9 protein-coding genes are annotated in these 12415 nt (G+C 72.8%); 7 read left to right on the forward strand and 2 right to left on the reverse strand.

Going from position 1 to position 12415, the window contains the following annotated elements:
- The first annotated feature begins 16 nt into the window (after positions 1–16).
- The 3 genes from cofD to CNQ36_RS13935 are packed head-to-tail and all read left to right on the forward strand — an operon-like array spanning position 17 to position 3341.
- Complete coding sequence (gene cofD, locus CNQ36_RS13925; protein WP_004930594.1) at positions 17–988, forward strand: 2-phospho-L-lactate transferase; 972 nt, start codon at positions 17–19, stop codon at positions 986–988.
- Positions 985–2280: a coenzyme F420-0:L-glutamate ligase gene (locus tag CNQ36_RS13930; RefSeq protein ID WP_121546242.1), complete on the forward strand. Its 1296-nt coding sequence runs from the start codon at positions 985–987 to the stop codon at positions 2278–2280. Before cofD ends, CNQ36_RS13930 begins: the two co-directional genes overlap by 4 nt.
- 59 nt (positions 2281–2339) lie before the next feature.
- A complete protein-coding gene (locus CNQ36_RS13935) occupies positions 2340–3341 on the forward strand; it encodes a DNA-3-methyladenine glycosylase family protein (RefSeq protein WP_121546243.1) in 1002 nt (333 codons plus the stop codon).
- Positions 3342–3716: 375 nt separating this feature from the next.
- Here the strand turns inward: CNQ36_RS13935 and manB are convergent, their stop codons facing one another.
- Entirely contained in the window at positions 3717–4799 is a 1083-nt protein-coding gene (gene manB, locus CNQ36_RS13940; RefSeq protein ID WP_121546244.1) for a mannose-1-phosphate guanylyltransferase, read from the reverse strand.
- Positions 4800–4893: 94 nt separating this feature from the next.
- Positions 4894–6315: a peptidoglycan recognition protein family protein gene (locus CNQ36_RS13945; RefSeq protein WP_121546245.1), complete on the reverse strand. Its 1422-nt coding sequence runs from the start codon at positions 6313–6315 to the stop codon at positions 4894–4896.
- 138 nt (positions 6316–6453) lie between these two features.
- Here CNQ36_RS13945 and CNQ36_RS13950 point away from each other — a divergent pair, with 138 nt between their 5' ends.
- From CNQ36_RS13950 to CNQ36_RS13965, 4 genes are all read left to right on the forward strand, one after another.
- Positions 6454–7215: a TIGR03089 family protein gene (locus tag CNQ36_RS13950; RefSeq protein ID WP_121546246.1), complete on the forward strand. Its 762-nt coding sequence runs from the start codon at positions 6454–6456 to the stop codon at positions 7213–7215.
- A 197-nt stretch (positions 7216–7412) separates the two neighbouring features.
- Positions 7413–8618: an LCP family protein gene (locus CNQ36_RS13955; RefSeq protein ID WP_121548454.1), complete on the forward strand. Its 1206-nt coding sequence runs from the start codon at positions 7413–7415 to the stop codon at positions 8616–8618.
- Positions 8619–8860: 242 nt separating this feature from the next.
- Positions 8861–10639, forward strand: a complete 1779-nt coding sequence (locus CNQ36_RS13960) for an LCP family protein (RefSeq protein WP_121546247.1) — start codon at positions 8861–8863, stop codon at positions 10637–10639.
- A gap of 77 nt (positions 10640–10716) precedes the next feature.
- Complete coding sequence (locus CNQ36_RS13965; RefSeq protein ID WP_228312969.1) at positions 10717–12399, forward strand: LCP family protein; 1683 nt, start codon at positions 10717–10719, stop codon at positions 12397–12399.
- Positions 12400–12415 lie beyond the last annotated feature (16 nt).

Genomic DNA, 12415 nt, shown 5'->3' on the forward strand with positions numbered 1-12415 from the left:
CTGCAAGGATGGCCCCATGCGCATTGTGGTTCTGGCAGGCGGCATCGGCGGTGCCCGTTTCCTGCGCGGTCTGAAGCGGGCCGTGCCGGACGCGGACATCACGGTCATCGGCAACACCGGGGACGACATCCACCTCTTCGGGCTGAAGGTCTGCCCGGACCTCGACACGGTGATGTACACCCTCGGCGGCGGCATCAACGAGGAGCAGGGCTGGGGACGGTCCGACGAGACCTTCCACCTCAAGGAGGAGCTCGCGGCGTACGGCGTCGGCCCGGAGTGGTTCGGGCTCGGCGACCGGGACTTCGCCACGCACATCGTGCGGACGCAGATGCTCGGCGCCGGCTTCCCGCTCAGCGCGGTGACCGAGGCGCTCTGCGACCGCTGGAAGCCCGGCGTGCGCCTGATCCCGATGACCGACGACCGCGTGGAGACGCATGTCGCGGTCACCTTGCCCGACAGCGAGTCCGGCGAACGCAAGGCGGTCCACTTCCAGGAGTACTGGGTGCGGCTGCGGGCCTCGGTCCCGGCCGAGGCGGTGGTGCCGGTCGGCGCGGAGCAGGCGAAACCCGCGCCGGGCGTCCTGGAGGCGATCGGCGAGGCCGACGTGATCCTCTTCCCGCCGTCGAACCCCGTCGTCTCGGTCGGCACGATCCTCGCCGTCCCCGGCATCCGGGAGGCGATCGCCGACGCCGGCGTGCCGGTGATCGGCCTGTCGCCCATCGTCGGGGACGCGCCGGTGCGCGGCATGGCCGACAAGGTGCTCGCGGCGGTCGGCGTGGAGTCCACGGCCCCCGCGGTGGCCGAGCACTACGGCTCGGGCCTGCTGGACGGCTGGCTGGTCGACACCGTCGACGCGGGCTGCGTGGAGCGTGTCGAGGCGGCCGGCATCCGCTGCCGGGCGGTCCCGCTGATGATGACCGACGTCGACGCCGCCGCGCGGATGGCCCGGGAGGCGCTGACGCTGGCGGAGGAGGTGCGGGCGGTATGAGCGGCTACCGGGTCTGGGCCGTGGCCGGCCTGCCCGAGGTCCGCGGCGGCGACGACCTCGCCAAGCTGATCGCGGACGCCGCACCGGAACTGTCCGACGGCGACGTCCTGCTGGTCACCTCGAAGATCGTCTCCAAGGCGGAGGGCCGGATCGTCGAGGCGGCCGACCGGGAGGCCGCGATCGACGCGGAGACGGTACGGGTGGTGGCCCGGCGCGGCCCCCTGCGCATCGTCGAGAACCGTCAGGGCCTCGTCATGGCCGCGGCCGGCGTCGACGCCTCCAACACTCCCGCGGGCACGGTCCTCCTGCTGCCCGAGGACCCGGACGCCTCGGCGCGGGCGATCCGCGAGGGCCTGCGCGACACGCTCGGCGTCGAGGTCGGCGTGATCGTCACCGACACCTTCGGCCGTCCCTGGCGCGCGGGGCTCACCGACGTGGCGATCGGCGCGGCGGGCGTCCGCGTGCTGGACGACCTGCGCGGCGGCACCGACGCGCACGGCAATCCGCTGGGCGCCACGGTCGTCGCCACCGCCGACGAGCTCGCCGCGGCGGGCGACCTGGTCAAGGGCAAGGCGTCCGGCCTGCCGGTGGCCGTCGTCCGCGGACTGCCGCACCTGGTGGCGTCCGACGACGGCGAGGGCGCACGGGCGATGGTGCGCGGCGCGCGCGACGACATGTTCCGCCTCGGCACGTCCGAGGCCGTGCGCCAGGCGGTGACCCAGCGCCGTACGGTGCGGGCCTTCACGGACGAGCCGGTCGACCCGGACGCGGTGCGCCGGGCGGTGGCGGCGGCGGTGACCGCCCCGGCGCCGCACCACACCACGCCCTGGCGTTTCGTGCTGCTGGAGTCCGCCGCGTCCCGCACCCGGCTCCTGGACGCCATGCGTGAGGCCTGGATCACGGACCTGCGGCACGACGGCAAGACGGAGGAGTCCGTCGCCAAGCGCGTCCGGCGCGGGGACGTCCTGCGCAACGCGCCGTACCTGGCCGTGCCCTGCCTGGTCATGGACGGCTCGCACACCTACGGGGACGCCCGGCGGGACGGCGCGGAGCGGGAGATGTTCGTGGTCGCCACGGGCGCCGGCGTCCAGAACTTCCTGGTCGCGCTGGCCGGGGAGCGGCTGGGCTCGGCCTGGGTGTCGTCGACGATGTTCTGCCGCGACGTGGTCCGCGAGGTCCTGGACCTGCCGGCGGACTGGGACCCGATGGGGGCGGTGGCGATCGGCCACCCGGCCGCGGACCCGAGCCCCCGCCCGGAGCGGGAACCGGACGTGTTCATCGAGGTCAGGTGAGGCTGGGCCTACCCTCGTAGGGACCCGCGCATCACTTCCACTCCACCCCGGGACCTCTAGTGGCAGGACGTTTCACCCCGCGCCCCACGCGTACCACCGTGCGCGGCGGGCACGTCGCCGTACCCAGGGGTGTCCCCCGTCAGGCGCCGGCTCCCGCCCGCGTACGCACCTGGGTGCCGGAGTGGCCCCTGGACCTCGGCCTGGTGCTCGGCCCGCTGCGGCGCGGAGGCGGTGATCCGACGTTCCGGGCGCTGCCGGACGGCTCCGTGTGGCGGGCCAGCCTGACTCCGGCGGGCCCGGGGACGCTGCGGGTGACGGAGCGGGGCGGCGAGATCCGGGGTGAGGCGTGGGGGCCGGGGGCGGACTGGCTCCTGGACAAGCTGCCGGAGATGCTCGGCGCCGCGGACGACCCGGCCGCGTTCGAGCCCCGGCACAGGCTGCTGGCGCACACCCGGCACCGGCGTCCGGGGCTGCGGCTGATGCGGACCGGGCTGGTGCTGGAGTCGCTGATCCCGTCGATCCTGGAGCAGAAGGTCACGACGGGTGAGGCGTACCGGGCGTGGCGGCTGCTGGTACGGAAGTACGGCGAGCCGGCCCCCGGGCCCGCGCCGGAGCGGATGTCGGTGATGCCGGCGCCGCGGACGTGGGCGCTGATTCCCTCCTGGGAGTGGCACCGGGCCGGGGTGGACGACAAACGGGCGTCGACGGTGCTTCGGGCGGTGCGGGTCGCCGCGCGGCTGGAGGAGGCGGTGGGGATGCCTCCGGAGGCGGCGCGGGAGCGGCTGGAGCTGGTGTCGGGGATCGGGGTGTGGACGTCGGCGGAGACCGTGCAGCGCAGTCATGGGGCGGCTGACGCGGTGACCGTGGGGGATCTGCATCTGCCGGGGATCGTGGGGTGGGCGCTTGCCGGGGACCGGCATGCGGACGACTCGGTGATGTTGTCGTTGCTGGAGCCGTATGCCGGGCAGCGGCATCGGGCCGCGCGGTTGATTCTGCTGAGCGGGAGGGTGCCGGGGCGGCGGGCGCCGCGGATGCCGTACGGGGACATCGGGCGGCTCTGAGGCCGCTGCCCCGCGTGGGGGGTGCACTCACCGGTGCGGTGCGGGTGCCCCGCGTTGGGGTGGGCCGGGGGTGGGTTTGCGCAGCCCGGCGCCTACGGGGTGCCGTCGCGCCCACCCGTGCCGCCCTGCGGCACGACTGCCCGCGGCTGGCGGCTGGCGGCGGGCGGCGGGGCGGCTGGCGGCTGGCGGCTGGCGGCGGGGCGGCTGCTCGCGGAGACGGTGGGGATCGGTGTCGACGGCGGGGAGGGGGCGGGGTGGGGGTGACCGCCCGCAGTGGCTGGCGCGTCCGCGCCGGGCCACCTTCCAGCGTGGGCAGTCGCGCCAGTCCGAGGACGGGCACCCCCGCCCCGCCCCCGCACCACCCACCACCCGGGGCTACTGGTCCGACGAGAAGCGGAGTGCGCCCGCTGGGATCGTCGCGTCGCACCACACCCGGACACCCTCGCGGAGTTCGTTCCGCGGCCCGACGACCGCCCCGTCCCCTATCACCGTCCCGGTGAGCACCGACCGCTCCCCCACCCGCGCCCGCGTCCCGATCAGCGAGTCGGTGACGACCGCGCCCGGCTCGATCACCGCCCCCGGCAGGATCGTGCTGCCGAAGACCCGCGCGCCCTCCGCCACGAACGCGCCCTCGCCCACCACCGTCCCGCCCGCCAGCTTCGCGTCCGGCGCCACGGTCGCCGTGGGGAGCACCAGCCGGTCCCCGCAGCGCCCCGGCACCGCGGGCGACGGCGCACGTCCCAGCACCAGATCCGCCGACCCCCGCACGAACGCCGCCGGCGTCCCCAGGTCCAGCCAGTACGTCGAGTCGACCATGCCCTGCAGATGCGCCCCCGCCGCCAGCAGCCCCGGGAAGGTCTCCCGCTCCACCGACACCACCCGCCCCGCCGGGATCGTGTCGATCACCGACCGGCGGAAGACGTACGCCCCCGCGTTGATCTGGTCGGTGACGATCTCCTCCGGCGTCTGCGGCTTCTCCAGGAACGCCAGCACCCTCCCCGACCCGTCCGTCGGCACCAGCCCGTACGCCCGCGGATCCGTCACCTTCGTCAGGTGCAGCGAGACATCCGCACCCGTCGTCTCGTGCGTCCGCACCAGCGCCCGGATGTCCAGCCCCGTCAGGATGTCCCCGTTGAAGATCAGCACCGGCTCGTCCGGCCCCGACCGCAGCCGTGACGCGACGTTCCGGATCGCCCCGCCGGTACCGAGCGGCTCATCCTCCGTCACGTACTCGATGTGCAGACCCAGCGCCGCCCCGTCGCCGAAGTACGGCTCGAAGACCTCGGCCAGGTAGGACGTGGCCAGGACGATGTGCTCGACGCCCGCCGCTCTCGCTCTCGCCAGCTGGTGCGTGAGGAACGGCACCCCGGCCGCCGGGACCATGGGCTTGGGCGTGTGCACCGTGAGCGGGCGCAGCCGCGTGCCCTTGCCGCCGACCAGGAGGATCGCTTCTGTCACGTCGTCTCTGCTTCCTGCCGGGACCGGCCGAACTGTCTTTCGGCCGGTCAGTGTATGCAGACCCTCGCCGGCAGGACGGAGCGCCCGGCCCGCCTCAGCGGCCCTGGTAACGGGCGGCCGTGGAACGCGCGGTGCCGAGCTTCTTGTAGAGCTTCCCCCCTGGGCACGAGGTGTTGAACCCGTCCCGGTGACCGGAGATCACGTTCAGTCGTACCTTCTTACCTTTTCGGTAGAGATTGCCACCGCCGGACGTCAGGTATGTCTTGCCCCGCGGATTCATCCCGTACAGCCCGAGTTTCCAGGCGGTGAGCCGGGCGACGGCCTTCACCGCGGAGGACGACGGCTTCTTGGAGCCGTAGGAGCCGATCACCGCGATGCCCGTGCTGTTGCTGTTGAACCCGAGGGTGTGGGCGCCCTTGACCGCCTTCGCGACTCCCCCGGCCCGGCCCTCGTAGATCCTGCCGCACTTGTCGACGAGGAAGTTGTAGCCGATGTCCCGCCAGCCCAGGCTCCTGACGTGGTAGCGGTAGAACCCGCGGACGAGTGAAGGCGCCTGCGAGCACTTGTACTTGTTGCCGGAGGCGGTGTGGTGCACGAAGGCCGCCTTGACCTTTCCGGTGTACACGAACCGCTTCTCGCGCAGGCCCTCGTCCGCCCCCCAGCCGCGCCGCGTGACGATGGCAGGGCGCGGCCCGATGTACGGCTTGGCCAGCTGCCCCTCGGTCAGTTCGGCACCGCGCAGGGTGAGGAGCTCCCGCCGGGTCCGCTCGCCGTCCAGCGCGGGGATCTCGGCGGCGCCGAGCGGCGCCAGCGCGGAGTTGGCGGCGGAGGCGGCGGTCGCCTCGGCGCTCATGACGCCGGTACGGGCCTGGTCCACCGGGTCGCCCTCGGGATCGATGAGCTCGAGCCGCAGCCCCGACGGCATCACCGCCGACGCCCCGGCCCCCGAATCGTCCGCCCCCGGCTCCTCCGCCTCCGCCCCACCGGCCCCGGACTCTCCAGCCCCGCCCCCAGCCCCGGCCTCCTCCGACAACGGCAGAACCCGCACCTCCACTCCGTCCGAACCTCCCACCCACAAGGGCGCGGTGGCCCCCCGGACCCCCTCCGAGGCACCCTCCGCGCTCCCCGGATCGGCCCCGTGGTCGGTGTAGTGCGTCTCGACGTCCTGCCAGCCGGTCCAGTCACCGCCGCCGGCCGGCCGGGTACGGACCTGGACGCGGCCGTGGAGTTCGGCGGCGGGGTCGTCCCAGACGACGCCCAGGAGGGAGAAGTTCCGCACGGCCCGCGGGGCGAGGCCGAGGACGGTGGCGCCGGAGGCGCGGTCGCGGGTGAGGGGTCTCAGGGGCAGCGACTGGGTGCTGCCGGGGACGTCGGGCGGGGCCGTCACCGCTGCGCGCGTGGCCGCCTCTGCCGTCGGCGCCGGTCCCGTGGCCGCCGCGGTGGCGGGCGGGGCGAGCGGGAGGGCGAGGGCGGCGGCGCAGGTGACACCGATTGAGGAAGCAAGAATTCCACGCATGCCCCTGAGCTTGGACACAGTCAGACAAATCTGTCCATCGGGGATATGACGGCCTGTCGGAGCCCGTTCCCCCGAACCGGTGTCCCGCGCGGACGGCGCGCACGGTGCGCGCGATGGGGGCCGCGTACGCTTGCGCGGGTGAACGCCACCGACCGCACCCCTGCCGACCTGCTGGGTTCCGCGCTCGCCGCGGACCCGGGACGCCCCCTGGTGACCTTCTACGACGACGCCACGGGCGAACGCGTCGAATTGTCCGTGGCCACCTTCGCCAATTGGGTGGCCAAGACCGCCAACCTCCTCCAGGACGAACTGTCCGTCGAACCCGGCGACCGGGTGGCCCTGCTGCTGCCCGCGCACTGGCAGACGGCGGTCTGGCTGCTGGCGTGCGCGTCGGTGGGCGTGGTCGCGGACGTGGCCGGCGACCCGGCGGCGGCGGACGTGGTAGTGAGCGGCCCGGAGCCGGAGTCGCTGGAGGCCGCGCGGGCCTGCGGGGGACCGAGGATCGCGCTGGCGCTCCGACCGCTCGGCGGGCGCTTCCCGCAGCCGCCGGAGGGCTTCGCCGACTACGCCGTCGAGGTGCCGGGACAGGGCGACCGCTTCGTGCCGTACGCGCCGGTCGACCCCGAGGAGCCGGCGCTGATCGTGGCGGGCCGGGAGTTCACCGGCGCGGAGGTGGTCGAGCGGGCCCGGGCGCAGGCGCCGGAGCTCGGTCTGACCGGGCCGGGCTCCCGGGTCCTGTCGGGGCTGCCGTACGACACCTGGGAGGGCCTGAACACGGGCCTGTACGGCCCGCTGGCGACCGGCGGCTCCGTGGTGCTCTGCCGGAACCTGGACCTTCTCGGTGACGACGCCCTGGACAAGCGGGTGGAGAGCGAGCGGGCGACGGTCATCGCCCGCTGACGAAGGGCCGACCGGCCACCGCCACCCCCGCACACCGCGCGGGCACCCCGAAACCGGATCCCCGCACCACCACCCGTCCGCACCGCCCGCTCCCCCGTCCGGCGCACCAGCACCCGCCCCGCGGCTCCCTCCCGCGTCATCCTCGTACGCAACGGCACCACCGCACGCCGTACGCGCAGTGAGGGATGGACCCGGTCATGAGCGACACCGCAGGCGCGTCCTCCGAACCGCCGGAGGACAGGCGCGCCCTCGGCCCGGGGACGGGGTCCTCGGCGAGCGGGCGGGGCCGGGCCCGGCGCCGCCGGCGGCGCTGGGCGTGGGGCGCCGGCATCACGGCCACCGTCGTGCTGCTCGCGGCCGCGGGCGCCGGGTGGGCGGTGTACGTGAAGCTGGAGGGGAACATCACCGCGGACGAGGCGGCGGCCGCCGAACTCGCGCGGTACGAGAAGGAACGGCCTACGGCGCTCGTCAAGGACGCCCGGAACATCCTGCTGATCGGTTCGGACTCGCGCTCCGGGGAGGGGAACGCCCGCTACGGACGGGACGCGGGGTCGGAGCGTTCGGACACCGTGATCCTGCTGCATCTCTCCACGGGCCGGCACACCGCCACCGCGGTGTCCGTCCCGCGCGATCTGATGGTGGCCGTGCCCAGCTGCCGCCGCCCCGACGGATCACGCTCCGAACCGGCATTCACGATGTTCAACTCCGCTTTCGCGGTGGGCGGTTCGGCGTGCACCATCCGAACGGTGGAGAAACTCACGGGGATTCGCGTCGACCACCATGTCGTCGTGGACTTCGACGGTTTCAAGGACATGGTCGACGCGGTGGACGGCGTAGAGGTGTGCCTGCGCGAGCCCGTCGACGACAAGGACGCCCGGCTGAAACTGCCGGCGGGCCGGGTGAAGCTGAACGGGGAGCAGGCGCTCGGTTATGTCCGGGCCCGCAAGACCCTCGGCGACGGCAGCGACACCAGCCGTATGGAACGGCAGCAGCGCTTCCTCGGCGCGCTCGTCAACAAGGTCAGCGGCAACGACGTGCTGCTGAATCCGGTGAAGCTCTATCCCGTGCTGGACGCGGCCACCTCGTCACTCACGACCGACCCGGAACTGGCCAGTCTGCGCAGTCTGTACGACCTCTCCCGGGGGCTGCGCGGGATCCCCACGGAAGGCGTGCAATTCCTGACCGTCCCGCGGGAGCCGTACTCCGGGGACCCCAATAGGGACCAACTCGCGCAGCCCGCCGCGGAGAAACTCTTCGAACGGCTGCGCAGGGACGCACCCGTGGCGGTAAACGCGGACGGTAACCGGAAGAACACGCAGGAGGGACCGGGCAAGGCGCCCGATGGCGCTTCTCCGGCCCCGACCTTCTCGGGCAACACCGCCGCCGAGGACTCCTGCGCGTAAAGCAACCTCAAAGCCAACTCCAAGGCTGACAACCTTTGTCCGGGGAAATGGGTGGATTGCCCACTTGTGTGGACGTGGAATGCATCACCGGCGTCGCCTTGGCGCGATCAGGACCGTTAGTGTGAGCGCTCCGGTGCGACCGTTCCTCGGGGCCGTCCTGAGTTCCCGCACTGTGTGACCGAGACCCGAGCGCCTGGGAGGGGCAAGGCGCCGCGTGGCCCCGACGGAGGATTCAAGCGACCGTGGACGCGCAAGACCGTGGGCGGGCGGACAACTTCGATCCCGCAGACCAGTGGGTACTCAACCCGAGCACCGGCGAATACGAACTGCGACTGGGTCCTTCCGCAGCGCAGTCACCTGTTCCCGGCCCTCGTGGGCCGCGTGGCCGCGGCGCGGGCTCCGCGCGCGGCCGGTCGACGCCGCCGGGCGGCGCGTCCGGGCGGTCCCGCCGGGGTGCGCCGGAGCGGGAGACGGCCGACCGTGAGACGTCCGGCCCTGACGTGCCGCCGCAGCGCAGACGCCGGGCCGCGCCGGAGGAGCCGCCCCCCGGGCGGCGCGGACGCCGGCCGGCGAAGAAGTCGAAGGCGAAGAAGGTCCTCATCTGGACCGGCGGCACCATGGCGTTCGTGGTGCTCGCCGCCGGCGCGGCCGGCTACCTCTACCTGGAGCACCTGAACGACAACATCCAGTCCGTGTCCGACGACGGCGCGAGCACCGGTGGCTTCAGCAAGGACAAGGCGATCAACATCCTGCTGATCGGCACCGACAAGCGCACCGGCGCGGGCAACGACGGCTACGGCGACACGGGCAGCGCGGGTCACGCCGACACCACGCTCCTGCTCCACGTCTCCAAGGACCGTACGAACGCGACCGCGCTCAGCATCCCGCGCGACCTGATAGTCGACGTCCCCGACTGCCCCACCGAGCAGGAGGACGGCAGCCAGAAGGTGATCCCGGGCTCCCCCGGCGTCCGCTTCAACACCAGCCTCGGCCAGAGCGGCCGTACCCCAAGCTGCACCATGCGCACCGTGACCGAGCTGACTGGGATCAAGCCGGACAACTTCATGGTGGCCGACTTCAACGCGGTGAAGACGCTGACCTCCGCGGTGGACGGCGTCGAGGTGTGCCTGGCCAAGGACATCGACGACCCGGACTCCCATCTGAAGCTGCCCAAGGGCACGCACACCATCGAGGGCGAGGAGGCGCTGGCGTTCGTGCGCACCCGGCACTCCGTCGGCACCGGCGGCGACCTGAGCCGGATCGAGCTGCAACAGCAGTTCCTCAGCGCGCTGATGCGGAAGCTGAAGTCCAACGACACCCTCACCAGCCCCTCGAAGATGCTCAAGCTGGCGGAGGCGGGCACCGAGGCACTCACCGTCGACTCCCAGCTGAACAGCATCGGCAAGCTCAAGGACCTCGGTCTGGAACTGGGCAAGCTCAACGTCAAGAACCTGACCTTCACGACCGTTCCGGTGCTCGACAACCCCGCGGAGACGGTGAAGGCGACCGTCGTCCTCAACGAGGCCAAGGCCCCGGCGATCTTCGACCTGATCAGCAACGACGTGTCGTTCACCGAGGTCAAGCAGCAGAAGAAGAAGGAGAAGGCCGCCGTCGCCGCCCGGCTGAAGGGCGAGAAGGCGCCGGCCTCCGAGGTCCGGGTGCAGATCATGAACGGCGGCGCCGAAGCCGGCAGCGCCCAGGAGACCCTCAGCTGGCTGCAGGTCGAACAGGGCGTCGCCAAGTCGGAGAACGCCGGCAACGCGCCGGAGGAACTGAGCAAGACCACGCTGGAGTACGCCCCCGACCAGGCCGACCAGGCACGCCGCCTGGCCGACATCCTGGGTCTGTCGGGGTCGGCGATGAAGCCCGGTGAGAGCGTCACCAACTCCCAGGGCGTGCCCGCCATGACGCTGACCCTCGGCAAGGACTTCAAGGGTGCCGGCGTCTCGCTCACGAAGCCGGACAAGGCGCCCGACGACATCGAGAAGTCCACGGCGGACAAGGTCGAGTGCGCCAAGTGACCTGACGGGTCTGTTCCGCGTCCTACAGGGCGCGGGGCAGGCCCGTTCCACGGTGCAAGGGGTGGGGAGACGCAGCGATGACGCAGAGCGGTGTGCACGAGGGAACCGCCCGGCCCGGCCGCCACGGCGGTGAGCGCTCCGGTGGACGTCCGGCTCCGGACGACGACGGCGGCGAAGGGGGCGGTGAAGGCGGTCCGGGGAAAGGCCCGGGCCGGCCGGGCGGGCGGGGCCGGCGCGCGCTGCGCTGGTCGGCGACGACCCTGGCCGTGCTGATACTCGGGACGGCCGGCGCCGGTTACCTGTACTACGAGCACCTGAACGGCAACATCGAGAAGGGCGAGCGCAGCAGCGGTGACTCCGAGGCGCAGAAGGCCGAGCCGAACGCTGCCGGGCAGACGCCGCTGAACATCCTGTTGATCGGCTCCGACAGCCGCGCCTCCGACGAGAACGTGAAGCTCGGCGGCGGCCGGGACACCCGCGGCAACCCGCCGCTGGGCGATGTGCAGATGCTGATCCACCTCGCCGCCGACCGTGAGAGCGCGGCCGTGGTGAGCATCCCGCGCGACACCCGGGTGGACATCCCCCGGTGCGAGGACCCGAAGACCGGTGACGCCTACCCGGCGACCAACGACATCATCAACACCTCGCTGGGCCGCGGCGGTCCCGGCTGCACGCTGGCCACCTGGCAGAACCTCACCGGCGTCTACATCGACCACTGGATGACGATCGACTTCGCCGGCGTGGTGAGCATGGCCGACGCCATCGGGGGCGTCGAGGTCTGCGTCAACCAGAACGTGTGGGACCGCCCGCTGCCCGGCGTACCCGGCGGCTCGGGCCTGAAGATGCGGGCCGGGTCCGAGAAGGTCGAGGGCGAGCGGGCGCTGCAGTGGCTGCGCACCCGGCACGCCTGGGGCAGTGACCTGCTGCGGGCGCGGGCACAGCACATGTACATGAACTCGATGATCCGCACCCTGCGGGAACAGAACGTCTTCACCGACACGGGCAGGCTGACGGACCTGGCGGAGGCGGCGACGACGTCGCTGACGGTCTCGGAGGAGATCGGCTCGGTGAAGAAGCTGTACGACCTGGGGATGCAGCTGAAGACGGTGCCGCCGGAGCGCATCACGATGACGACGCTGCCCACGGTCGAGGACCCGCAGAACCGCAACCACCTGCTCCCGGCCGACGCCGGCGCCGAACAGGTGTGGGCCATGCTCCGCGACGACGTGGCGTTCGACGCCAAGGGCGGCGCGAGCAACAAGGACGGCAAGAGCGACAAGAGCGACAAGAGCGGCAAGGACGGGAAGAAGGCGGCCGCCGCGGCCTCCGGCGACCCGGCCGCACCCGACGGGGAGATCGCCGTCCAGGTGCGGAACGCCACCCGCTCCGCGACCCTCGGCCCGGTCGGCGGCAGGGCGGCCGCGATCGCCGGGACGCTGGTCTCGAAGGGCTTCACCCGGGCCGCCCCGGACACGTCCGCCGCCCTCGCCGAGGAACGGACCGAAGTACGCTACCCGGGCGCCGCGTCGCGCGGGGACGCCCAGCGGGTCGCCGAGTCGCTCGGGATCCCGGCGAGTTCGGTCAAGCGGTCCACCGGTGTCTCCGGTGTCACGGTGGTGGTCGGCGCGGACTGGCGCGAGGGCACGGTCTATCCGGAGCAGCCGGCGCCCGAGGCCGGGGACCTGCCGGAGGACGCCGACGCCCTCAACGGCTCGGAGACGGGCAAGTGCATGGACGTGTACAAGCCCTACCGCTGGTAGTGAGCGCGGGGCGGCT

This window comes from Streptomyces fungicidicus (genome assembly GCF_003665435.1).
In the GTDB taxonomy this organism is placed as follows: Bacteria; Actinomycetota; Actinomycetes; order Streptomycetales; family Streptomycetaceae; genus Streptomyces; species Streptomyces fungicidicus.